19 protein-coding genes are annotated in these 23204 nt (G+C 70.4%); 12 read left to right on the forward strand and 7 right to left on the reverse strand.

The window, feature by feature from the left end; translation table 11 throughout:
* Positions 1–128 precede the first annotated feature (128 nt).
* Positions 129–2612, reverse strand: coding sequence for a glycoside hydrolase family 3 N-terminal domain-containing protein (locus tag AB0B64_RS33700; protein ID WP_358182289.1), 2484 nt, complete (start codon positions 2610–2612; stop codon positions 129–131).
* 564 nt (positions 2613–3176) lie between these two features.
* On the opposite strand from AB0B64_RS33700, the gene AB0B64_RS33705 reads away from it, so the two are divergent.
* Positions 3177–3842, forward strand: a complete 666-nt coding sequence (locus AB0B64_RS33705) for a lytic polysaccharide monooxygenase (protein WP_357957216.1) — start codon at positions 3177–3179, stop codon at positions 3840–3842.
* 69 nt (positions 3843–3911) lie between these two features.
* Here AB0B64_RS33705 and AB0B64_RS33710 read toward each other — a convergent pair whose 3' ends face one another.
* Positions 3912–4664 (reverse strand): NUDIX domain-containing protein, encoded by a 753-nt coding sequence (locus tag AB0B64_RS33710; RefSeq protein WP_358182292.1) that lies wholly within the window; start codon positions 4662–4664, stop codon positions 3912–3914.
* Positions 4665–4838: 174 nt separating this feature from the next.
* On the opposite strand from AB0B64_RS33710, the gene AB0B64_RS33715 reads away from it, so the two are divergent.
* Both AB0B64_RS33715 and AB0B64_RS33720 read left to right on the forward strand, forming a co-directional pair.
* Positions 4839–4979 carry a hypothetical protein gene (locus AB0B64_RS33715; protein ID WP_357957212.1) on the forward strand — a complete coding sequence of 47 codons (141 nt, stop codon included), beginning with the start codon at positions 4839–4841 and terminating at the stop codon, positions 4977–4979.
* Positions 4976–5596: a pentapeptide repeat-containing protein gene (locus AB0B64_RS33720; protein WP_358182295.1), complete on the forward strand. Its 621-nt coding sequence runs from the start codon at positions 4976–4978 to the stop codon at positions 5594–5596. Before AB0B64_RS33715 ends, AB0B64_RS33720 begins: the two co-directional genes overlap by 4 nt.
* A 201-nt stretch (positions 5597–5797) precedes the next feature.
* Here AB0B64_RS33720 and AB0B64_RS33725 read toward each other — a convergent pair whose 3' ends face one another.
* The gene (locus AB0B64_RS33725) at positions 5798–6076 is read right to left on the reverse strand and encodes a hypothetical protein (RefSeq protein WP_358182298.1); all 279 of its coding nucleotides are present in this window, start codon (positions 6074–6076) and stop codon (positions 5798–5800) included.
* A 550-nt stretch (positions 6077–6626) separates the two neighbouring features.
* Between AB0B64_RS33725 and AB0B64_RS33730 the strand changes: the two genes are divergently transcribed.
* The 5 genes from AB0B64_RS33730 (at position 6627) to AB0B64_RS33750 (ending at position 10294) form a co-directional block, all read left to right on the forward strand.
* Entirely contained in the window at positions 6627–7265 is a 639-nt protein-coding gene (locus AB0B64_RS33730; protein ID WP_357957205.1) for an SDR family oxidoreductase, read from the forward strand.
* A gap of 100 nt (positions 7266–7365) precedes the next feature.
* Positions 7366–7797 (forward strand): MarR family winged helix-turn-helix transcriptional regulator, encoded by a 432-nt coding sequence (locus tag AB0B64_RS33735; RefSeq protein ID WP_358182301.1) that lies wholly within the window; start codon positions 7366–7368, stop codon positions 7795–7797.
* A 51-nt stretch (positions 7798–7848) separates the two neighbouring features.
* Positions 7849–8193, forward strand: coding sequence for a nuclear transport factor 2 family protein (locus tag AB0B64_RS33740; RefSeq protein ID WP_357957201.1), 345 nt, complete (start codon positions 7849–7851; stop codon positions 8191–8193).
* A gap of 56 nt (positions 8194–8249) precedes the next feature.
* Positions 8250–8669: a hypothetical protein gene (locus tag AB0B64_RS33745; RefSeq protein WP_358182304.1), complete on the forward strand. Its 420-nt coding sequence runs from the start codon at positions 8250–8252 to the stop codon at positions 8667–8669.
* 203 nt (positions 8670–8872) lie between these two features.
* A complete protein-coding gene (locus tag AB0B64_RS33750; protein WP_358182307.1) occupies positions 8873–10294 on the forward strand; it encodes an NAD(P)/FAD-dependent oxidoreductase in 1422 nt (473 codons plus the stop codon).
* Positions 10295–10436: 142 nt separating this feature from the next.
* On the opposite strand, the gene AB0B64_RS33755 is transcribed toward AB0B64_RS33750, so the two are convergent.
* The 4 genes from AB0B64_RS33755 to AB0B64_RS33770 form a co-directional block, all read right to left on the reverse strand.
* A complete protein-coding gene (locus AB0B64_RS33755) occupies positions 10437–11456 on the reverse strand; it encodes a hypothetical protein (protein WP_357957196.1) in 1020 nt (339 codons plus the stop codon).
* 32 nt (positions 11457–11488) lie between these two features.
* The gene (locus AB0B64_RS33760; protein ID WP_357957194.1) at positions 11489–12433 is read right to left on the reverse strand and encodes an acyl-CoA desaturase; all 945 of its coding nucleotides are present in this window, start codon (positions 12431–12433) and stop codon (positions 11489–11491) included.
* Positions 12434–12703: 270 nt separating this feature from the next.
* A complete protein-coding gene (locus AB0B64_RS33765; protein ID WP_358182310.1) occupies positions 12704–13891 on the reverse strand; it encodes an acetate kinase in 1188 nt (395 codons plus the stop codon).
* Positions 13867–16170 (reverse strand): phosphoketolase family protein, encoded by a 2304-nt coding sequence (locus AB0B64_RS33770; protein ID WP_358182313.1) that lies wholly within the window; start codon positions 16168–16170, stop codon positions 13867–13869. Before AB0B64_RS33770 ends, AB0B64_RS33765 begins: the two co-directional genes overlap by 25 nt.
* Before the next feature lie 187 nt (positions 16171–16357).
* Here AB0B64_RS33770 and AB0B64_RS33775 point away from each other — a divergent pair, with 187 nt between their 5' ends.
* The 4 genes from AB0B64_RS33775 to zwf all read left to right on the forward strand — a co-directional run bounded on the left by AB0B64_RS33775 (position 16358) and on the right by zwf (position 23187).
* The gene (locus AB0B64_RS33775; RefSeq protein ID WP_358182316.1) at positions 16358–18241 is read left to right on the forward strand and encodes a hypothetical protein; all 1884 of its coding nucleotides are present in this window, start codon (positions 16358–16360) and stop codon (positions 18239–18241) included.
* Positions 18242–18403: 162 nt separating this feature from the next.
* Entirely contained in the window at positions 18404–20110 is a 1707-nt protein-coding gene (locus tag AB0B64_RS33780) for an IlvD/Edd family dehydratase (RefSeq protein WP_357957187.1), read from the forward strand.
* A 70-nt stretch (positions 20111–20180) separates the two neighbouring features.
* Positions 20181–21812 (forward strand): glucose-6-phosphate isomerase, encoded by a 1632-nt coding sequence (gene pgi, locus AB0B64_RS33785; RefSeq protein WP_358182319.1) that lies wholly within the window; start codon positions 20181–20183, stop codon positions 21810–21812.
* Position 21813: 1 nt separating this feature from the next.
* Positions 21814–23187, forward strand: a complete 1374-nt coding sequence (zwf, locus tag AB0B64_RS33790) for a glucose-6-phosphate dehydrogenase (protein WP_357957183.1) — start codon at positions 21814–21816, stop codon at positions 23185–23187.
* Positions 23188–23204 lie beyond the last annotated feature (17 nt).

Consider the following 23204-nt stretch of genomic DNA (forward strand, 5'->3'; position numbering starts at 1 on the left):
ACCGATCTGTCGAGATCATCGTCAATGACGGGGGACTCGTACGCTACGCAGTTTTCGACGCGTCAACAATGATCTGATCCGTCACCTGTCGCGGCGCCGGCCCCGCGAGCTGCGCGTTCGGCCGCCTCCTACGATGTAATTTTCAACGCGCAGGCGTAGCCGGATGGCAGGTGGGTGTCGCCGGCCGGGCGACTGGCCTGGAAGCCGAAGGACGTGCTCGCGCCGGGCGCCAGCGTCCCGTTGTGCGCGGCGTTGCCCACCGTGACGGCCTGGCCGCTTACCGTCAGGGCGGCGTTCCACGACCCGGTGATCTGATGGCCGGACGGCAAGGTGAAGGTGACGCCCCAGCCGTTCGCGGCGCTCGTGCCGGTGTTGGTCACCGCCACCTGGATGACGTACCCGGTGCTCCACTGGCTCTGCGTCGTCGCGGTGACCGTGCAGCCGCCCGTTCCTCCGTCGGCGCGCGTGGTCACGGTGACCGTCCCCGAGCGCGGCGAGCGGTTGCCGGCGGCGTCCTTGGCGTAGACGGCGAAGGTGTGGGCCGTGCTCGCGGCCAGGCCGGTGACGGTGGCCGTGGTGGTCGCGGCCGTGGCCACCGTCGTCTCGCCCGTCGGCTGCACTCGGACCACGTCGTAGCCGGTCACGCCCACGTTGTCGGACGAGGCGGACCACGACAGGCGCGTGGAAGAGGAGGTGATCTCGGACGCGACCGGCGTGCCGGGCGCGGTGGGCGGGCTGGTGTCGTCCTGCGCCTGCCCGTACGTCAGGCCGAAGCCGTACGCGAACAGCGGCGTCTTGCCGTCGCCCGCGTTGATCGGCTCCTGGGAGGCGCTGCTCATCCAGGTCACGGGCAGCTTGCCGGTGGGCTGCACCGTGCCGAACAGTACGTCGGCCACGCCCTGGCCCTCGGTGCCCGGCAGCCAGGCGGCCACCAGGGCGTTCCAGCCGGGCAGCTGGGCCGCGATGTCGAGGGGGCGCCCCGAGACCAGCACGACCACGACGGGCACCCCGGCCGCGCGCAGCGTGGCGATGGTGTTCAGGTCGGTGGTGTCCAGGCCCAGACCGCCTGGGCGGTCACCCTGGCCCTCGGCGTACGGCGTTTCGCCGACCACGGCGATCGCCACGCGATAGGAGCCGTCGATACCGCTGCCGTCGCGGCTGTAGGTGACGGTCGTGGCCGAGCCCGCGCTGTTCCTGATGCCCTGCAGGATGGTGGTGCCGGGGGTGATGGCGCCGGACGAGCCCTGCCAGGAGATCGTCCAGCCGCCGCTCTGGTTGCCGATGTCGTCCGCGCTCTTGCCCGCCACGAAGATCTTGCCACCCCGGGCGAGCGGCAGGATGTTCCCGCCGTTCTTCAGCACGACCTGCGACTTGGCCACCGCCTCGCGGGCCAGGGCGCGGTGCGCCGAGCTGCCGACGGTCGCGGTGTAGGACCGGTCGGTCAGCGGTTTCTCGAACAGGCCGAGCTCGAACTTCTTCGTCAGAACGCGCCGGACCGCGTCGTCGACCCGGGCCGTGGTCACCCGGCCCGCCTGCACCTCGGCCCGCAGCAGGTCGATGAACCGCCGCCAGGCCGTGGGAACCATCACCATGTCGATGCCGGCGTTCACGGCCGTGCGCACGTCGAGGGCGGAGGTGCCGGCGGCGCCGTCGATCTGGTCGATGCCGTCCCAGTCGGAGACCACGAAGCCGGAGAAGCCCAGCTCGCCCTTGAGCACGGTGGTGATCAGGTATTGGTGCCCGTGCAGCTTGGCGCCGTTCCAGCTGCTGAAGGAGATCATCACCGAGCCCACCCCGCGCTCCACCGCGGCCTTGAACGGCGGCAGGTGGATCGCCCGCAGGTCGGCCTCGGACAACTGGGTGTCGCCCTGGTCCACGCCGCCCGTGGTGCCGCCGTCGCCGAGGTAGTGCTTGGCCGTGGCCAGCACGGAGGCGGGGCCGTTCAGCACGGTGCCCTGCAGGCCGGTCACGATCGTGGCCATGGACGAAGGCAGCTCGGGCGTCTCGCCGAAGGACTCGTACGTGCGGCCCCACCGGTCGTTGCGGGCCACGCACAGGCAGGGCGCGAAATCCCAGTCCACGCCGGTGCCGGAGACCTCTTCGGCCACGGCCCGGCCGACCCGCTGCGCCAGCGCGGGGTCCCTGGTCGCGCCGAGCCCGATGTTGTGCGGGAAGATCGTGGCGCCGACGACGTTGTTGTGGCCGTGTACGGCGTCGACGCCGTACAGGATGGGGATGCCCAGCGGCGTGGCCAAGGCCGCGTTCTGGAAATTGTCGTACATATCCGCCCAGGACGCGGCCGTGTTCGGGGACGGCCCGGAGCCGCCGCCCGACAGCACCGAGCCGAGCCGGTACGTCGTGACGTCGCCGGCGCTGACCGAGCCGCGCTCGGCCTGCGTCATCTGGCCGAGCTTCTCATCCAGCGACATCCGGCCCATCAGGTCGGCCACCCGGGTGGGCACGGGCAGGCTCGGATCCTGGTACGGGTACGCGGCCGACGCGAAAACGGCCTGCCCGGCGCCGGTGCCGGGACCCCCGGGAACGCCCAGCACGGCGGCGACCAGCAGCGTCACGGCCGCCCGCGCCGTCCATTTCATGCTCGCGTTTCTCATGGCCCGCCATTCTTGGTCGGTGCGTCGCTTGGCCCGTGCGTCTGGCCCGTGCGTCTCTCGGTCAGTGCGTCTCTCGGTCAGTGCGTCGAGATCGATATTGGGAGCGCTCCCAATATCGACTCTAGGCCACCGCTCCGCCATTCCCTTGGCCGTCCACAGCCTCACCCAGGCCCGCCTGCGACACCAGCGGAAACGGCCGAGACCGGGTGAAACTTTCACCGGGCATTTCCCGCGGCCCGATGCGCGGCGCAGGCCTTTTGCCACGGCGCGAACAACTCCCGTTGCTTTCACCTGCCCGATCCCGGGCACCAGCGAGCGGTTTCAGGGCCACGACGAGGGCGTCGGTCAGCGGCTGAAAGTTTCCCCCACCCCGTAACATCACCGGCTCGGCCACGGAACCGCCTTTCCGCTGCTCGCCCCCCGAATCGACGGCGGCCCGCATGCGGCGGCGAGCGTGTTGACTTTCGCTTGTCATTGTCTTCACTTATGCAGTCATCTACCGTCGCCGCCATGCAGGAGCGCTCCCAATAACCGAGACCCCCACCGGAACACGGAGACCGCACCATGCCCTACACCCGTACACCGCGCTGGGCGCTCCGCGCCCTGGCTCTGCTGCTGTTCGCGGCGACGCTCTACGCCCTCCCGCTGGCCGGCACCGCGTCAGCGCATGGATCCGTGGTCGACCCGGCATCCCGCAACTACGGTTGCTGGCTGCGCTGGGGCAGCGACTTCCAGAACCCCACCATGCAGCAGCGAGACCCCATGTGCTGGCAGGCATGGCAGGACAACACGAACGCCATGTGGAACTGGAACGGGCTCTACCGCGACAACGTCGGCGGCAACCACCAGGCGGTCATCCCCAACGGCCAACTGTGCAGCGCGGGCCAGACCCAAGGCGGCCGCTACCGGTCCATGGACACACCAGGCGCCTGGACCATGACGAACCTCGGCAGCACCTTCAACATCCGCCTGAACGATCAGGCCAGCCATGGCGCCGACTACATCAGGGTCTACATCACCCGCCAGGGCTACAACGCCACGACCACCGCCCTGGGCTGGAACCACCTGGAACTGGTCCGCGAGACCGCCAAGTACGCGCCCAGCCAGACGTACATGATCAATAACCTGACCTCGGCCGGACGCACGGGCCGCCACGTCATCTACACGATCTGGAAGGCTTCGCACATGGATCAGACGTACTACTTCTGCAGCGACGTCAACTTCACCTGAGCTTGGGCGCGGCCCGGACTCAGGCGGAATGCGCCGGCAACGGCCCGTGGCCTCCCGGTTCGTCCGCTTCTAGGAGCCCAAGTTGACGTAGTGGCGGATGAGCGGCCCTAGGTAGTCCACGCAAGCGCCCTTGAGTCCGGCCACCTCGGCCGGGGAGCGGACGAAGGCGATCTGCTCCAGTTCCGGATCGCGTCCCTGTGCCGTCTCGGCGGACGTCAGAGCGGCGAACCGCTCGCGCAGCAGCGACGCCGGCCGGTGCGGGGCCAGGAACACCACGCCCACGCTCCCGTTCTCGCCGCGTGTGACCAGCCACAGGGACAGCTCGCTCGGCGCTGTGCCGAGGCCGGTCTCCTCGGCCAGTTCCCGAGCGGCGTGCCGGCGGAGGGCGGCCGTATCGAGGCTCTCACCCTCGGCGGGCGGTTCGACCGCTCCACCAGGTAGCTGCCAGCGACCAGGAGTGGCCGTCGACGCCGACATCCGCCCCACCAGCAGGCTCCCGTCATCAGTTGCCGGTTGCGCGACAGTGACGAAAAGAGACGGCAGCCACGAGGTGGCCCCCGGAACCCGCCCCAGAGCGCGGTGCCGGTAGGTCGTCCTCGCCCAGGTGAGAACCAAGCTGTGCGGCCCATCCCGATCCAGGCCCGCGCACGCTACCACCGGCCCATCGAAGAGACAGGGGTTGGCCTGGACCGCCTCCTCCCACAGGCGATCCATGGCCACCCGCTCAGCAGGCGGCACCCGCGGCGCGGCGTCCTCGATCAGGCGGAGCCGGCCGACTTCCAGAAGGCTGACCTCGCGAGGCCGTGGCAATGGCTCGGTCACCGACTCATGCTGGCACATCACGACCGACACCAACGGCGGATCGGGCGCGAAGAAACCCCCGGGCCAGCGGTGTCTTGCTACGCGGGTCGGCGGTGTCTTGCTGCGCGGGCCCGGTGCGGCGGATTCTGTCGGTGACGCGTGGGAGGCTCGCGGGGACGCGGAAGGAGGGCTTACGTGGACACCCGCGCAGACGGTCCGATGGGCTGGATGGCCGAGCAGGCCGAGGTAGGTCGGCGGCGACTTCTCGTCGGGCCGGCCCAGAGACGTGTGGAGTCGCCCGTGGTCGTCGTCGAGCCGACGGAGGCCGCCGGATGACGGCCGGCCGCAAGCACGGCCGGCCAGCGCCGCCGACCACCACGACGGTCCGCTCGGCCGACTGGGACGGTCGCGAGCTGACCCAGGAGACCTACCATCAGGTGCTGTTCGTCGACGTGGACATGACGGAGCTGACCAACACCGGGTGCGTCTTCGAGGAGTGCACGTTCAGCAGCGTCCGTTTCAACGTGTCCGTGCACGAGGACGCGATGTTCCTCAACTGCACGTTCTCGCGGTGCTCGTTCTTCGACACGACGTTCAAGGGATGCAAGCTGACGGGCAGCATGTTCGACGGCTGCTCCTACGGGCTACTGAAGGTCGAGGGCGGCGACTGGTCGTTCACCGGCCTGCCCGGCGCCGACCTGCGGGGGAGTGCCTTTCATGGGGTGCGGCTGCGCGAGGCCGACCTGACGGGCGCCCGGCTGGAGAAGGCCGAGGTGCTACGGAGCGATCTTTCCGGGGCTTGGCTCAGCGGGGCGGACCTGACGGGCTGCGATCTGCGGGGCAGCGACCTGTCCGACCTGGACCCGTCGACGGTCACACTGAAGAAGGCGATCATCGACTCCTTCCAGGCGACCGTCGTGGCCACCGCGCTGGGCTTCGACGTCCGCGCTTGACGCGCTCCCGGGATGCATCCTGAGGATTCTCGCCCGTGCCTCAGGGACTGCCTCGTGCACTGTCACCGACGCGGCGCTGCGCCGCACCCACGGGCTGTTCACCAACCGCGACGACCTGCGCGAGGGATCCGCATCCTGATCAACGCCACCCTCGCCGTGTGCGACACCGGGTGGTGGGGCCGGCCTGACAGGGAATGTCGCTTAGGTTAAGCGGCAGTTGTCCCCGGACAGATCCCCGTTCCACGAGAAGACGCTGGGGCAGGAGTAGGTGCCCTTGGCGTCACCGAACCTGATGAGGACGGTGACCTGGTAGTAGCCGGAGCCGCTGCACGTCCAGCCGCTCAACTTGTAGGAGTCGCCGTTCGAAGTCCGGGCGCCGGAAAAGCACTCGTGTGATCCGTCCGCGTGGGCAGGGGCGGCGATCAGGGCCACGACCAGCAGGGCGGCGCCGGCTGTGGCGGCGAGGCGTTTGAGGAGCATGCTCTGAACGTAGAAGCCACCTGCGCAGGTGGCCTAGATGCGGTTTGCCATCGTGAGGCGTGGATTCTGCACAGCGCGAGCGGTGCGGTCGCACGACTGCTCGCCAGGTTGCCGGCCGAGCAGACAGCCGGACAATGTCCGCTCTCGACATTGAGGTGGTGGACGGTCCGGCATTGGCTGTGCGCTGCCTCGCTTCCACCGGCGTGAGCGGGCGGTGGCCGCCGACGAGTCGGTGTCGTATTCGGCTTCCAAACCTACGGTCCGGTATGCGGCGAAGTGCGGTTGTGTGCCGTCGGCGTTGGTGAACCCGTACTCCTGGTATAGGCCCATGTGGCGAGTGCGCGCCCGGTCTTGGCCATGATGTCGGGGCCTGCTCGACCGCCGCATTCCAGGCGGTCGAGCACGGTAGTCCTGATCGGCGCCCGCCGCGGCCGGACCTCGCCCAAGAGCTTCATCGGCTGACGCGAGTGCCGTACGCATCCTCACACCCCCCTCCGATTTGACGGGTGAGTGGGCGTTCACTCACTATGGACGGGAGTTGGGAGGACCCATGAAACTGACGATCTTCGGAGCTACCGGAGGCACTGGAATCGAGCTGCTTCGCCAAGCGCTCGCCGCCGGGCATGAGGTGACCGCGGTGGTCCGCGATCCCCGGCGGCTGCCCGCCGACCTGCCGTCCGGCCTCGACATCGTCCAGGCCGACCTGATGGACCCGGACGCCATCGCGCCCGCCGTCAGGGACCGCGACGCCGTACTGTCCGCGATGGGTCCCGGCGGCCGGGGGCCCACCACGGTGTGCTCCGACAGCATCAGCGCCATCGCCACGGCCATGGCCCGCGGCCGTACGCGGCGCCTGCTCATGACCAGCGCCAGCGGCCTGGTGGCCGACGCGGGCGACGGCGTGTTCACCCGCTACGTGCTCAAGCCGCTCATCGTGCAACGGCTCTTGAAGCACTCCTACGCCGACCTCCGGGAGGCCGAGCGGCGACTGCGCGCGACGAACCTCGACTGGACCATCGTGCGGCCGAGCCGCCTGACCGACCGCGGGCTGACGGGCCGGTACCGCACGGCGTGGGACACCAACATCAAGGGCGGCCTCAGTACGACCCGCGCCGACACGGCCCACTGCCTGCTCGCGCTGGCCGCGGATCCCATGTCCGTGCGCCACGCCGTTTCGGTGGCCTCTTGACGACGCATACTCTTGATTGAATCAAGAGTTGTTGATAGAAAGAGTAGAGGTGATCGCTCTTCCAGCGGGGATGGGGGCGCCGACAGCAGAGAGATCGCGTGTGGAGACTCCCGAAGACAGGTTCTTCCGCGAGTTGGGCGGTGCCTGCGGTGAGACGCGTCAGGCGTTCGCGCGGCATGTGGGGATGAGCTCATCCAGACTGCAGCTGCTGATGCGGCTGTGGAGGAACGGGGAGACCAGCCACAGCGACCTGCGTCAGGGCCTGTCCCTCGACGGGGCGAGCGTCACCCGGCTGATCAAGGAGTTCGAGGCCGAGGGACTGGTCAGCCGTCGCATCGATCCGGCGGACAACCGCTACACCCTGGCCAGCCTGACATCCACCGGCGAACGAGTGGCCGCCGATCTTGAGCGGTCTCACCAGGCATACCAGGTGCGGCTGCTCGACGGGATCAGCACGCAAGAGCGGGAGATCGTGCTGCGCGCTCTGGAGCGCCTGCGCGCCAATATGGCACGCATCGACCCAGTCGGCTGATGGCCCGTTATATCCCCAGGAACCCGTGATAACCCAGGAAAGAGCAGACAGATGACCGATGACGTGCGAGCTGTCGGGCAGCGCATGTACGAGGCGTTCAACGCCCATGACTTCGGGGCCGCCGAGACGATCTTCACTCCGGATTTCGTCAGCCACCCGTTGGGCACGACTGGAGCCGAGAGCGTCGTCCGCTCGTGGACGCGGTTTCACGAGAGGTTCCCCGATATTCGGGTGATCGTCGAGGACATGCTCATCGACGGGGACAAGGTCGCCGTCCGCACGACCCTGCACGGGCTCCCGGCCGATGTCGTCGAGCAGCCGCCGACGATGCTGGAGATCTTCCGGGTGCGAGACGGACGCATCGCCGAACTGTGGGGCCTGTCCGCGCTGAGGTGATCCGCCACACGACGGGATACCCGCATGAGAGGGCGGTCTTGGGGCAGCAGGATGAGGTGAACCCCGCACGGTACGACCCCGCCGACCTGGAACATCTCATCCGCCAAGAGTTAACCAACGCGGGGTTCACCGTGGAGCCCCCGAAGCCGCCCAGGTCGAATGGGCCGTCCGGGTCGTCGGGTGAAGGCGGTCTCAGCCTCCGGCGCGAGCCCGGTCGCGGTGTGGTCGTCTCGTGGGAGGCATCTCCCGATCTCGCCAAGGCCGACATGGTGAAGTACGAGACCATCCGCACCGCCGTACAGCTCGCCCTGCGCACGATCCTGGCGCAGGCCGGATTCCAGGTGGTCGGCGACTTCGGCGGCAACGAGATGCTCGTGATCGCCGACCCTCTCGGTACGACGCCCGAGGACCACTGGCCGCCCGGACCGGTACCCGAGCGGAACCGGCCGAGCAAGCCGGTGCCGGGACAGAACTGACCCAGCGCGCCCGGCGCCCACGCAGGACCGGCGGCCCCAACTACCGGTCCGCCAAATTACCGGCCGTCTCCAAGCGTGCCCGGCCCGAACAGCCAGGCGAAACCTGCCCGTCAGTGCCTCCCCTTGGCGAAGGGCGAAAGGACCGGTGGGAGACTGCTGGTGAGAGCCGCAGTCGCGGGGCGAGCGTTACGGGAGAGGTAGGCATGACCGACGAGTTCGACGTCATAGTGATCGGCGCCGGCCCCACCGGCGAGAACGCCGCGGCCAGAGCCGTGCGCGGTGGTCTGACCGCCGCCATCGTGGAGGACCGCCTGGCCGGTGGCGAATGCTCCTACTGGGCCTGCATCCCGAGCAAGGCGCTGCTGCGCCCGATAGACCTGGCGGCCGAGGTGGGGCGAGTGCCCGGTATGTCGCTCGGTCCGCTCGAGGTGAGCAAGGTGCTCGCCCGGCGCGACGAGGCCGTGTCGCACTACAACGACTCGGGGCAGGTCGAGTGGATCAAGAACGTGCCCATCGAGTTCGTCCGGGGCCGGGGGCGGCTCGATGGGGTCAAGCGAGTGCTGGTGACCACGCGAGACGGACAGGGGACCACCGAACGCGTGCTGACCGCGCGGCACGCCGTCGTGCTGGCCACCGGGAGCACCGCGCTGGTCCCGCCGGTGCCGGGGCTGGCCGAGGCGAAGCCCTGGACGAGTCACGAGGTCACGGCCGCCCAGGCGGTGCCGGAGCGGCTGGCCGTGATCGGTGGCGGAGTGGTCGCCTGTGAGATGGCACAGGCCATGCACGGGCTCGGCGCGCGGCAGACCACGGTCCTCGTACGCGGCGGGTCGCTGCTGGCCAAGATGGAGCCGTTCGCCGGCGAGTTGCTGGCCGAGTCGTTCGCCGACGCCGGGATCGACGTGCGGACCCACACGGACGTCGTACGCGTCGAGCGGCCGGAGCCCGGCGGCAAGGTGACCGTGCACCTGTCCGACGGTCCGCCGCTGGAGGCCGACGAGCTGCTGGTGGCCACCGGCCGGGTGCCCGCCACGGCCGGGCTGGGGCTCGAGACGGTCGGCCTGGCCGGGGGCCGTTCGGTCGAGGTGGACGACAGCATGCGGGCGACGGACGTCGAGGGCGGCTGGCTGTACGCGATCGGCGACGTCAACGGCCGCGCGCTGCTCACGCACATGGGCAAGTACCAGGCGCGGGTCTGCGGCGACGTCATCGCGGCGCGCGCCAACGGGGGCAACGACACGCTCCCCGCGATGCGCGACATCGCGGACGAGTTCGGGGCGCCGCAGGTGGTGTTCACCGACCCGCAGATCTGCGCGGCCGGCCGCACCGAGGCGGCCGCCCGCAAGGCCGGATTCGCGGTGCGGGTGGTCGAATACGATCTGGGCAACGTCACGGGGGCCTACCTCCTCGGCGACGGCTATCGCGGCCGGGCCAAGGCGGTCGTGGACGAGGAGCGGCGGGTGCTGCTGGGCGTCACGTTCGCCGGGTCCGGGGTGGCCGAGCTGCTGCACGCGGCGACCATCGCGGTCACCGGCGAGGTGCCGCTCGACCGGCTCTGGCACGCCGTCCCGTCCTTCCCCACGGTCAGCGAGATCTGGCTGCGCCTCCTGGAGGAGTACGGCCTCTGACGCGAGCGGGCCGGTACGGGGTCAGGTGCGGCGCGGCCGGACACGAGCGAGCGGTGAGCGAGGACCCAGGCGCCGCCGCCCGGCCGGCCGCGAGTGCGCCGCTGAGGGCTCAGCCGGACAAAAACGTCAGCCGGGCAAAGCGTCAGACGGGGGCGAGGGTTTCGGCGGTGTGCCACAGGTCGGGTAGCGCGTCCAGTACGCGCTGCCCGCGCCGCCGCCGGTCCGCGAACGTCTCGGCGTCGAGGTCCGCCAGCAAAGCGCGGAACCCCTCCTCGTAGGGCCCGGTGGGCGCCCCGGCCAGTGACAGCTTCTTCAGGCACCGCGCGTATGTCGCCACCAGCCAGAACACCGCCTCCCGGTGCAGGCCGCCCGCGATGAGCTCCCGGCTGCCGTCGATCGACAGCGGCCGGGCCGCCTCGCTGATGTCCGACGAGAACGGGTATGACGCCGCCTGGACGTCCTTGGCCGCGTCGAACACCCGCTCCAGCACCTCCAGATGCCCGGCCACCCGCGCCGCCCCCAGCCCATCGCAGCCGAGCAGCTCCAGCAGCGCCTCGTGCCGGTCCAGCATCCCGTGTCCGGCCAGCAGCTCCCGTACGGCCTCATAACGGCGGCGGACGGTGGGGTTGCGCAGCCCGGCGACGAGCAGCACATGAGTCGTGACCCCGGTGCCGAACAGCCACGACATCACCTGGTCGACCGGCGCCGCCGCCTCGTCCATACCGGCGATCCCGCGGCGCACCACGTCCATCGCCGCGCCGCACCGCCGCAGCACCCGCCGCCGGTCGGCGAACTCGCGGGCCACCACCTCGTGCAGCGCGGTCAGCCGCCCGCCCGGATCGGCCAGCACCCCGGGCAGGTGGAAGCTGCCCGCCAGGTGGTAGTCGCCCAGGACGTCCTCCGCCGACGCCAACCGCTCGCCCGACATATACGAAATTTCCAGCAAAACGCCGTCGTAGCGCAGCTTGCCGGGCTTGATGGGCGGCTCCGGGACGTCCAGCACCACCATCACGTCCACATCGGAGCTGGTGGCCAGGACCGCGTCCGCCGGCGACCACAACGCCGAGCCGGTCAGGAACGCCCCGCCGAACCCGGGCAGCCCGGAGCCCACCTCGGCCACCCACCGCCGCGCGATCTCCCTGGCCTCCAGGACCCGCGTCACCGCGTCACCCGGCACACCGCTCGCGTCGAGTCCTACCGGCGGGCGCGCAGCGGCGCGCCCACCTCGTGGAGGTGCTTCATCGCCTGGCCCCAGGAGGCCAGCAGCCCGCACTCCACGTAAGCCACTCCCAGCGACTCACAGTGCTCCCGCACCAGCGGTTGCACCTTGCGCAGGTTGGGGGTCGGCATGCCGGGGAACAGGTGGTGCTCGATCTGGTAGTTGAGGCCGCCCAGCGCCGTGTTGATCACGTGTCCGCCGCGTACGTTCCGGGAGGTGAGCACCTGGCGGCGCAGGAAGTCCAGCTCGTCCTCGGCGGTGAGGACCGGCATGCCCTTGTGGTTGGGGGCGAACGTGCACCCCAGGTAGACGCCGAAGAACGCCTGGTGCACCAGCAGGAAGACCACGGCCTTGCCCACCGGCAGGACCGCGAACACGCCACCCAGGTAGATGACGAAGTGCGCGAGCAGCAGCAGCCCTTCGGCCATCCGGTTCTTGAGAGAGTCGCGGCGCAGCGCCCGGACGCTGGAGATGTGCAGGTTGAGGCCCTCCAGCGTCAGCAGCGGGAAGAACAGGAACGCCTGATAGCGGCCGATGAGTCTGGGCAGTCCCCGGCTGGCCTCGGCCTGCTTGACCGACCAGAGCAGGACGTCGGGCGCGACGTCGGGGTCGTGGTCCTCGTGGTTGGGGTTGGCGTGGTGGCGCGTGTGCTTGTCCTGCCACCACCCGTAGCTGAGCCCGATGCCGAGGTTGCCGACGAGCAGGCCCGCGATCGCGCTGGTGCGCCGGGACGGGAACACCTGCCCGTGGGCCAGGTCGTGGGCGAGCAGGGCCACCTGGCCGAACGTCGCCGCCTGGAACACCGCGACCAGAATCTGCCACCACGAGTCGCCGACCAGGGCGAACGCCAGCCAGCCCGCCGCGAAGAGGCCCGTCACCACGCTGATCCGCGTGGCGTAGTAGACGGGTCGCCGTTCCATGAGGCCTGCCTGGGCCACCCGGCGTGACAGGCGGGCGAAGTCGCTCCCCCTCTCTTCCGATGCCGGTGCCGATGCCGAGGCCGTGGCGGCGCGAGTAGTGCTCACGTCAGTCACAGATTCTCCGATGCTCCAGACTCGATTCCCGATCGTTCACCATCAGCATTTCGGGATAACCGTGATCGCGAAGTCCTGCTGTCACCCGTCTTCGGGGTAGGGCTGGCCCTACCTCTGGGACCGGTCGAGGTCAGAGGATACGCTCCGCGCAGCCGGTCACACGCGGATCAGCGCGAGTGTCTGACGGGCGATCTCCCATTCCTCGTCGGTGGGCACGACCAGCACGGCCACCTCCGACTCCGGCGTGGACACCCGCCGCTCGCCCGTCTCGTCGGCCTCGTTGCGCGTGGGGTCGAGGGCGATGCCGAGGCGGTCCAGCCCGGTCAGCGCGGCGGCCCGGGTGGCCGGGTCGTGCTCGCCGACGCCGCCCGTGAAGACGATCGCGTCCACCCGGCCGAGCAGCGCGTAGTAGGCCCCGACGTACTTCTTGATCCGGCGGCCGTAGATGTCCAGCGCCAGCCGCGCCCGCTCGTCGCCTTCACGGGCCCGTCGCCGTACCTCCCGCATGTCGCCGGTGCCGGCGAGCGCGAGCAGGCCGCTGCGGTACGACAGCTCCTTCTCCGTCCGCACGATGTCCATGCCGCCCGCGCGGGCCAGGTAGCCGGTCAGCGCCGGGTCCACGTCCCCTGAACGGGTGCCCATGACCAGCCCCTCCAGCGGCGTGAGCCCCATGGAGGTGTCGACGCTGCGGCCGCCCTCGATCGCGGTCGCGCTCGCGCCGTTGCCGAGGTGCAGCACGATCAGGTTCGTCCGCGCCGGATCGCGGTCCAGCAGCTCGGCCGCCCGCGCCGACACGTACGCGCAGGACGTGCCGTGGAAGCCGTAGCGCCGCACGCCCAGCCGGTCGTGCCAGTCGCGGGGCACGGCGTAGGTGTACGCCTCGGGCGGCAGCGTCCGATGGAAGGCGGTGTCGAACACGGCCACCTGCGGCACGCCGGGAAAGGCTTCGCGGGCCACCCGGATGCCGGTGAGGTTCACCGGGTTGTGCAGGGGTGCGAGCGCCGAGAGGTTCCCGATGGCGCTGATCACGTCGTCGTCCACCAGCACCGCCTCCTGGAAGCGGGTCCCGCCGTGCACCACCCGATGCCCCACCGCCACCGGTTTCAGCGCGGGCCCCGCCTCGTCGAAGGCGGCCAGCATGGCGGCCAGCCCCGCCGCGTGGTCGCCGAACCGCTCCTTCCGCTCGTACGGCGGGTCGTCGCCGGCGTGGTGGGTCAACCGCCCCTCCTTGTCGCCGATCCGCTCCACCAGCCCCCTGGCCGGCCGCTCGCGCGACTCCACGTCCACCAGCTCGTACTTGATGGAGGAGGAGCCGGTGTTCAGGACGAGAATCTGTCCGGCCATGTCCACTCCCGGATCTCGGGCGCGTCCTCGCCGTGCTCACGGGTGTGGGCGCGGGCGCGCAGGCGGGCGTCGGTCATCCGCTGGCGCAGGTGAGCCTGGGAGGAACCGAGGCCCGGGGTGCGGTCGATGACATCCATGACCAGGTGATAGCGGTCGATGTCGTTGAGCATGACCATATCGAAGGGTGTGGTGGTGGTGCCTTCCTCCTTGTAGCCGCGTACGTGCATGTGAGCGTGGCCGTGGCGGCGGTAGGTGAGGCGGTGGATGAGGGCGGGGTAGCCGTGGAAGTTGAAGATGACCGGCTTGTCGGTGGTGAACAGGGCGTCGTACTCGTTGTCCGGCAGGCCGTGCGGGTGTTCCGAGGGCGGTTGCAGGCGCATCAGGTCGACCACGTTGATCACGCGTACGCGTAGCTCGGGCAGGTGCTCGCGGAGCAGGGCGGTGGCGGCCAGGGTTTCCAGGGTGGGGATGTCGCCGGCGCAGGCCAGCACCACGTCGGGGTCGCCTCCCTCGTCGGTGGAGGCCCACGGCAGGATGCCCAGGCCGCGGGTGCAGTGGGCGATGGCCTGGTCCATGGTGAACAGGTCGAGGATCGGCTGCTTGCCGGCCACGATGACGTTGACGTAGTCGCGCGAGCGCAGGCAGTGGTCGCCGACCGACAGCAGGGTGTTGGCGTCGGGCGGCAGGTAGACCCGTACGACGCTGGCCTTCTTGTTGACCACGACGTCCAGGAAGCCCGGATCCTGGTGGGAGAAGCCGTTGTGGTCCTGCCGCCAGACGTGCGAGGACAGCAGGTACGTGAGCGAGGCGACCGGCCGCCGCCAGGGGATCTTCTGGGAGGACTCCAGCCACTTGGCGTGCTGGTTGAACATGGCGTCGATGATGTGGATGAACGCCTCGTAGCAGTTGAACAGCCCGTGCCGCCCGGTCAGCAGGTAGCCCTCCAGCCAGCCCTGGCACAGGTGCTCGCTCAGCACCTCCATCACCCGGCCGCCGGGGGCCAGGTTCACGTCGGTGGATTCGAGGCGGGCGTTCCAGGCCCGGCCGGTGACCTCGAACACGGCCGAGAGCCGGTTGGAGTCGGTCTCGTCGGGGCCCATCAGCCGGAAGGCGCGCGGGTTGGCGGCGATCACGTCGCGCAGCAGGGCGCCGAGCACCCGGGTCGGCTCGCTGGACTGGGTGGCGGGCGTCTTGACCTCGACGGCGTGCTCGCGGAAGTCGGGCAGTCGCAGGGGCTGGAGCAGTTCGCCGCCGTTGGTGTGCGGGTTGGCGCTCATCCTGCGGTCGCCCGGCGGCACCGTCTCCCGGATCGAGGCCACCGGCCGGCCGTCGTCGTCGAACAGCTCCTCGGGCCGATAGGAGCGCATCCACTCCTCCAGCATCGCCAGGTGCTCGGGGTTCTCCCGTACCTTGGCCAGCGGCACCTGATGGGCCCGCCAGGTGCCCTCCACCGGCAGCCCGTCCACGACGCGGGGCCCGGTCCAGCCCTTCGGCGTGCGCAGGATGATCATGGGGAGCCGGTCGGAACGGCGCTGTTTGTACTCGGCGATCTGGTCGAAGACGGTGTCGAGGGTGTCGGCCATCTCCTGGTGGTCGGGGCCGACGATATGCGGCCGGTAGCCATAGCCCTCCATGAGCGCGACCAGCGTCTCCGTGGGGATGCGGGCCAGCACGGTCGGGTTGGCGATCTTGTAGCCGTTCAGGTGGAGGATCGGCAGCACCACGCCGTCATGGGCCGGGTCGAGGAACTTGTTGGAATGCCAGCTCCCGGCCAGCGGCCCGGTCTCGGCCTCGCCGTCGCCGATGACGCAGGCCACGACCAGTTCGGGGTTGTCGAAGGCGGCGCCGTAGGCGTGCGCGAGCGAGTAGCCCAGCTCGCCGCCCTCGTGGATGGAGCCGGGCGTCTCCGGCGCGGCGTGGCTCGGGATGCCGCCGGGGAAGGAGAACTGCCGGAACAGCCGCTGCATCCCGGCCGCGTCCTGGGAGACGTCCGGATAGCGCTCGGAGTAGGTGCCCTCCAGCCAGGCGTGCGCCACCGTCCCGGGACCGCCGTGGCCGGGCCCGGCGATGTAGATCATGTCCTGGTCGCGTTCGCGGATCACCCGGTTGAGGTGGGCGAAGCAGAAGTTCAGTCCCGGTGTGGTGCCCCAATGACCTAGCAGGCGAGGTTTGATGTGCTCTGGGGTCAATGGAGTCTTTAGTAGTGGATTGTCCAGTAGATAGATCTGGCCCACCGACAGATAGTTCGCCGCGCGCCAGTACGCATCGATTCGCTCCATGTCTCTGCTGATTCCTCCAGAAACGCAGCTCAACCTTAGGCAGCGGTCATCCTGATCCAATTTGATGCACTTTGATCCGACCTAGCTGAACCGCATTCGGTTAACATCCGTCATATCGGTGGGGGGCCGCAGTCACTGGCAGTACGCGCGAACGCGCACTGCCAAAAACGGGGTGCGGAGGACGCCGGTGGGTGGATCGCGGGGATTGGCCGTACACGACGACATAGAGATGTCGTTGCTGTCGGGAGAGCACGCACTGTATGGGGAAGGCAGCCTGCGGGCGGCGCGGCGCTGGTTCGAGACCGCACATCGGGAGGCAGAACGGCACGGCGACGCGGACGGGATGGCGCGGGCGGCGCTCGGGCTGGGTGGGTTGTGGGTGCACGAGCACCGCACGGCCGCCGAGGCGGCCGCGGTGCGCGCGCGCCAGCGCCAGGCTCTGGCGCTGGTCGAACCGCGCTCCTCGCTGGGGTTACGGCTGCGGGTACGCCTGGCCGGGGAGGACGACTACCGCGGTGGAGGGCACGAGGCGATCCTGGCCATGGTCGAAGAGGCCAGGCAGGCCGGTGACCCCGTCGCGCTGGCCGAGGCGCTGAGCCTGGCCCACCACTGCGTTCTGGGACCCGAGCACGGCGCCCTGCGCCTGGCGCTGGCCGAGGAGCTGATCGAGCAGGCGCCGCGGACCGGGCGCCGCGGCGACCTGCTGATGGGGCTGCTCTGGCGGACCGTCGACCTGGTGCTGGACGCCGACCCCCACGCCGAGCGGGCGCTGGTGGAGCTGCGCGGCCTGCTGTCCAGGGAGGACCACCTGGCGGTCGGGTTCGTCGTGGACGCGATGGAGGTCATGCTCGGCATCAGGAGCGGCCGGCTGGCGGAGGCTGAGGCGATGGCCGGAGCCTGCGCCGACCGGGGCGCGGCGGCGGGTGACATCGACAGCGCGGGCTGGTACGCCGGCCAGCTCGCGGCCATCCGCTGGTACCAGGGACGCACCGCCGAGCTCGTCCCCATGCTGGCGGACCTGGTCAACTCGCCGGATCTCAGCGCGGTGGACAGCTCGTTGTGGGCGGTGCTCGCGGTGTCGGCGGCCACCGCGGGGGACCGGCGGCTGGCGGAGGGGGCGCTGGCCCGGCTGCGCGTCCGGGACCTGGGGGCGTTGCCCCACTCCAGCACCTGGCTCATCTCGATGTACGGCGCGGCGGAGGCGGCGTACCTGCTCGGCGACGCGGACACGGCGGCCGAGGTTCATGCCGTGCTCCGCCCGTTCGAGCGGCTGCCCGTCGTCGTCAGCCTGGGTGTCACCTGCCTCGGCTCGGTCCGCCATTCTCTCGGCGTGGCCATGCTGACCTGCGGCGAGACGGACAAGGCGATCGCCTACCTGCGGGCCGCCGTGCACGACAACCTCGCCTTGGGGCACTGGCCCGCCGTCGCGCTCTCCCGCCTGCGGCTCGGCCAGGCCCTGCACGGGACCGAGGAGTCGCGCAGGGTCCTGGCGCTGGCCCGGCAGGAGGCCGCGTCGATGGGTATGGCGCTGCCCGACGACGGTCCGGCGGCCCCGGCCGAGGTCGTCTGCGTGCGCCAGGGCCGCAAGTGGCGGATCGAGCTGGCCGGCCGGACCGTGCTCGTCGACCACATCGTGGGCATGGCCCACCTGGCGACCCTGCTGGCCAACCCCGGTCGCGAGATCCCGGCCGTGGACCTGGCCGCGGGGGCGGCGGCCGGCGAGGCCGCCGAGTCGGCCCAGCCGGTGCTGGACGAGCAGGCCAGGCAGACCTACAAGCGGCGGCTGTCCGGGCTGCAGGCCGAGATCGAGGAGCTGGAGGCGATGCACGACCTGCAGCGGGCCGCCACGCTGCGGGCCGAGCGCGACTGGCTGATCGACGAGCTGGCCGCCGCCACCGGGCTGGCCGGGCGGGCGCGCCAGTTCGCCGGCAGCGAGGAGCGGGCCAGGATCGCCGTGGGCAAGGCCATCAGGCGGGCCCTGGTGCGCATCGGCGAGGCGGACCCGGTCATCGCGGAGCGGCTGCGGTCAGCCGTACAGATGGGGGTGCGATGCAGCTATCACCCGGTGTGACGTGGAACGGCGTGGAACGGGATGGAACGCCTAACAGGTGTATCCACCCTGGACCGTGATCTCACGCTTAGGCGGCCAGTGAGATCACGCCCCCCGGCGGCCCGTGTCCCTGTGCGGGCCGCCGGTTTCATCCCCAAAATGGCGGGATGTCAGGATGAGGGCATGCCGCTCCGCAGCTCCCGCTGGTACTCAGGTCAAGACCGCAACTCCTACATCCATCGCGCCTGGATGCGCCGCGGCCTGCCGGAGGCCGCGTTCGACGGGGACCGGCCGCACATCGCGATCGCCAACACCGCCTCCGACCTCACCCCGTGCAACTCCCACCTCGACGAGGTGGCCGACAGCGTCAAGCAGGGCGTGTGGGCGGCCGGCGGCGTCCCGCTCAACCTGCCCGTCGTGTCCCTCGGCGAGACGAACGTCCGGCCGACCGCGATGCTCTGGCGCAACCTGGCCGCCATGGCCACCGAGGAGATGCTGCGCGCCAACCCGATCGACGGCGTGGTGCTGCTCGGCGGCTGCGACAAGACCATCCCGTCGCTGCTGATGGCCGCCGCCTCGGTGGACCTGCCCGCCCTGGTGGTGCCCGGCGGCCCGATGCTGACCGGCCACTTCCGCGGCGTCCCGCTCGGCTGCGGCACCGACGTGTGGCGGCTGAGCGAGGAGGTACGCGCGGGGACGCTCTCCCGCGAGGCGTTCCTCCGCTCCGAGTCGTCCATGATCCGCAGCCGCGGCCACTGCAACACGATGGGCACCGCCTCGACCATGGCCTGCATGGCCGAGGCCCTCGGCATGACCCTGCCCGGCACGGCGGGTACCCCCGCACCCGACAGCAGGCTGCTCGAACGCTCCCACGAGAGCGGCCGGCTCGCCGTCGAGCTGGTACGGCGCGAACTGCGGCCGAGTCGGGTGATGACCAGGGGATCGTTCCTCAACGCGATCGTGACGCTGGCCGCGATCGGCGGCTCCACCAACGCCGTCGTCCACCTGCTGGCCATCGCCGGGCGCCTCGGCGTCGAGCTGGAGCTGGACGACTTCGACCGGACCGGCAGGGGAGTGCCGCTGCTGGTCGACCTCCAGCCCGCTGGCCGGCACCTGATGGACGACCTGTTCAGGGCGGGCGGGCTGACGGCCGTACTGAAGGAGGTCGAGGACCTGCTCGACCCGGCGGCGGTCACCGTCAGCGGCCGGCCGCTCGTGGAACACCTCGCCGACGCGGAGATCTGGGACGAGAGCGTCATCCGCCGCCGCGCCGACCCGCTGCTGCCCGAGGCCGGGATCGCGGTGCTGCGCGGCAACCTCGCGCCGGACGGCGCGGTGATCAAGCCCGCCGCCGCCTCGCCCGAGCTGCTGAGCCACCGGGGCCGGGCCGTCGTGTTCGACAGCGTCGAGGACCTCAACGCCCGGCTCGACTCGCCGGACCTGGACGTCGACGAGACCTCGGTCCTGGTGCTGCGCGGCTGCGGGCCCAAGGGCTACCCCGGCATGCCCGAGCTGGGCAACCTGCCGCTGCCCGCGAAACTGCTGGCCAAGGGCGTACGCGACATGGTCCGCATCAGCGACGCCCGGATGAGCGGCACCGCGTACGGCACGGTCGTGCTGCACACCGCGCCCGAGGCGGCGGCCGGCGGGCCGCTCGCGCGGGTGCGGACCGGCGACCCCATCGTGCTGGACGTCGCGGCCAGGCGGCTCTACGTCGACATCCCCGACGCCGAGCTGGCCGCCAGGGAGCCGGTCGTCAACGGGCACGCCGCCCCGCCCCGCGGCTGGGAGCGCCTGTACGTCGACCACGTCATGCAGGCCGACAAGGGGGCGGACCTCGACTTCCTCACAGGTTCGAGCGGCGATGCCGTGGGCAGGGAATCCCACTGACCTGGAGTCCCGCGCGATATCTTGCCCGGTACGGGATTAGTGTGATCGTTTGACGGCACGAGGAGGACGAGTGGGCGGCGACATCACCCAGAGCCAGGAGTGGGCGGCACTGGACAAGCACCACGGGGAGCTGGCGGGCAAGCAGCTGCGCGAGCTGTTCGCGGAGGATCCGGGCCGCGCCGAGCGGATGACGCTGACCGCCGGTGATCTTTACCTCGACTACGCCAAGCACCGTGCCACGGACGAGACGATCGACCTGCTCGTCCAGCTGGCCGAGCGGGCCGGGCTGCGCGACCGGATCGCCGCGATGTTCCGGGGCGAGCACATCAACGTCAGCGAGGACCGGGCCGTCCTGCACGTCGCGCTGCGCATGAGCCGGGAGGCCAAGCTGGAGGTCGACGGCCAGGACGTCATCGCCGACGTGCACGCCGTGCTCGACAAGATGAGCGCCTTCGCCGACCGGGTCCGCTCGCGCGAGTGGACGGGCGCCACCGGGCAGCCGATCACCACCGTGGTCAACATCGGCATCGGCGGCTCCGACCTCGGCCCGGCCATGGCGTACGAGGCGCTGCGCGACTACGCCGACGCCGGCATCGCGGCCAGGTTCGTCTCCAACATCGACCCGGCCGACATCACCGGCAACCTGGCCGGTCTGGACCCGGCGAGCACGCTGGTCGTGGTCAGCTCCAAGACGTTCACCACGATGGAGACGCTGACCAACGCCAAGGTCGCCCGCCAATGGCTGGTTGACGCGCTCGGCGAGGACGCCGTGTCGCAGCACTTCGTGGCCGTCTCGACCAACGCCGAGAAGGTCGCCGCGTTCGGCATCGACACCGCGAACATGTTCGGCTTCTGGGACTGGGTCGGCGGCCGCTACTCCTACGACGGCGCCATCGGCCTGTCCCTGATGATCGCGATCGGGCCCGAGCGGTTCCGCGAGATGCTGGCCGGGTTCCGTGCCATGGACCAGCACTTCCGCACCGCGCCGTTCAAGGCCAACATGCCGGTGCTGCTCGGCCTGCTCGGCATCTGGTACAACGACTTCTTCGGCGCCCAGACCCGGGCCGTGCTGCCCTACAGCCAGCGGCTGCACCGCTTCCCCGCCTACCTGCAGCAGCTCACCATGGAGTCCAACGGCAAGTCCGTACGCGCCGACGGCACACCCGTCACGACCGACACGGGCGAGATCTTCTGGGGCGAGCCGGGCACCAACGGCCAGCATGCCTTCTACCAGCTGCTGCACCAGGGCACCCGGCTGGTGCCCGCCGACTTCATCGGGTTCGCCGAGCCGTTCGAGGACCGCGAGGGCATGCACGACCTGCTCAACGCGAACCTGTTCGCGCAGACGTCCGCGCTGGCGTTCGGCAAGACGGCCGAGGAGATCGCCGGCGAGGGCACGCCGCCCGACATCGTGCCGCACAAGGTGATGCCCGGCAACCGGCCCACCTCCACGATCCTGGCCACCAAGCTCACCCCGTCCACGCTCGGCCAGCTCGTGGCCCTGTACGAGCACGCGACGTTCGTCGAGGGCACCATCTGGGGCATCGACTCCTTCGACCAGTGGGGCGTCGAGCTGGGCAAGAAGATGGCGCTCGACCTGGCGCCCGCGCTCACCTCGGAGGAGCCACCGACAGACTTCCCGGACGCCTCCACCGAAGGGCTCGTCCGGCGCTACCGCGAGCTGCGCGGAAGGCGGGTCTGAGGTGGGGGCGACCAAGGCCGCGGGCGCGCTCGTTCTGTTCGGCATCACCGGCGACCTCGCGCGCAAGATGGTCCTGCCCGCCCTCTACCAGCTCACCGCCAAGGGCGAGCTCGATCTGCCGATCATCGGCGTGGCCAAGACCGACCTGGACCTCGACGGGCTGCGCGAGCACGCCCGCGCGGCCTGCGGCGGCGTGCGCGACGCGGCGTTCGAGAAGCTGGCGGGCAACCTGCGGCTGGTGGCGGGCGACTACCGCGACTCCGGCACCTACACCCGGCTCCGCGAGGAGCTGGAGGGCAAGGGTTTCCTGGTCCACTACCTGGCCGTGCCGCCCGCGCTGTTCTCGGTCGTGGCCGAGGGGCTGGCCGCGGAGGGCCTCAACAGGGACGCCAGGCTCGTCGTGGAGAAGCCGTTCGGCAGCGACCTGGACTCGGCCCGGGGGCTCAACGCTGAGCTGCTGAAGTATTTCGACGAGGATCACCTGCGCCGGGTCGACCACTTCCTGGGCAAGGAGCCGGTCGAGGACCTCATGGTGTTCCGGTTCGCCAACATGCTGGTCGAGCCCCTCTGGAACCGCAACTACGTCCGCAGCGTGCAGATCACCATGGCCGAGGACTTCGACGTGGCCGACCGGGGCGCCTTCTACGACGCCAACGGCGCCATCCGCGACGTCGTCCAGAACCACCTGCTGCAACTCCTCGCCATCTTGGCCATGGACCCGCCGCCGTCCAAGGACGCCCGCGCCCAGCTGGACGAGAAGTGGCGGGTGCTGCGCGCCGTCGAGGCCATCAAGCCCGTCGACGTGGTCCGCGGCCAGTACGAGGGCTACCTCGACACCGAAGGCGTCAAGAAGGGTTCGACCACCGAGACGTTCGTCGCGCTGCGCGCCTACATCGAGAACTGGCGATGGGCCGGGGTGCCGTTCTGCATCCGCGCCGGCAAGGCGCTGCCGATGACCGACCTGGAGATCGTCGCGGAGCTGCGCAAGCCGCCGATCTCGCTGTTCCCGCACGACCCGCACCTGAACCCCAACCTGATCAGGTTCCGGCTGCAGCCCGACGCCGGGGTGACCTTCGACGTGCTGGCCAAGGAGCCCGGTAAGCAGCGCACCCGGCAGGTGCCGGTGAGCGTCGACTTCACCAAGGTGCTCGGGCCGATGGAGGCCGCCTACGAACGGATCCTGGCCGACGCGGTGAGCGGCGATCCGCTGCGGTTCGCCAGGTTCGACCTGGTGGACGAGTCGTGGCGGATCGTCCAGCCGATCCTCGACCTGCCGGACCCGCCGCTGCCGTACGCGAAGGGCACCTGGGGGCCCAAGGCGGCCGAGAAGATCGCGCCCGGCGGGTGGCACGAGATCTCGACCACCTTCGACTGATCCCGCGCGGGCGGGCA

Source organism: Nonomuraea sp. NPDC049129, assembly GCF_040648495.1.
GTDB lineage: Bacteria > Actinomycetota > Actinomycetes > Streptosporangiales > Streptosporangiaceae > Nonomuraea.

Bases quoted from the DNA above. Each gene is read 5' to 3' on its own strand.
- AB0B64_RS33700 (WP_358182289.1), bottom strand. From the start codon at position 2,612: ATGAGAAACGCGAGCATGAAATGGACGGCGCGGGCGGCCGTGACGCTG.
- AB0B64_RS33705 (WP_357957216.1), top strand. From the start codon at position 3,177: ATGCCCTACACCCGTACACCGCGCTGGGCGCTCCGCGCCCTGGCTCTG.
- AB0B64_RS33720 (WP_358182295.1), top strand. From the start codon at position 4,976: ATGACGGCCGGCCGCAAGCACGGCCGGCCAGCGCCGCCGACCACCACG.
- AB0B64_RS33725 (WP_358182298.1), bottom strand. From the start codon at position 6,076: ATGCTCCTCAAACGCCTCGCCGCCACAGCCGGCGCCGCCCTGCTGGTC.
- AB0B64_RS33730 (WP_357957205.1), top strand. From the start codon at position 6,627: ATGAAACTGACGATCTTCGGAGCTACCGGAGGCACTGGAATCGAGCTG.
- AB0B64_RS33740 (WP_357957201.1), top strand. From the start codon at position 7,849: ATGACCGATGACGTGCGAGCTGTCGGGCAGCGCATGTACGAGGCGTTC.
- AB0B64_RS33750 (WP_358182307.1), top strand. From the start codon at position 8,873: ATGACCGACGAGTTCGACGTCATAGTGATCGGCGCCGGCCCCACCGGC.
- AB0B64_RS33760 (WP_357957194.1), bottom strand. From the start codon at position 12,433: ATGGAACGGCGACCCGTCTACTACGCCACGCGGATCAGCGTGGTGACG.
- AB0B64_RS33765 (WP_358182310.1), bottom strand. From the start codon at position 13,891: ATGGCCGGACAGATTCTCGTCCTGAACACCGGCTCCTCCTCCATCAAG.
- AB0B64_RS33770 (WP_358182313.1), bottom strand. From the start codon at position 16,170: ATGGAGCGAATCGATGCGTACTGGCGCGCGGCGAACTATCTGTCGGTG.
- AB0B64_RS33780 (WP_357957187.1), top strand. From the start codon at position 18,404: ATGCCGCTCCGCAGCTCCCGCTGGTACTCAGGTCAAGACCGCAACTCC.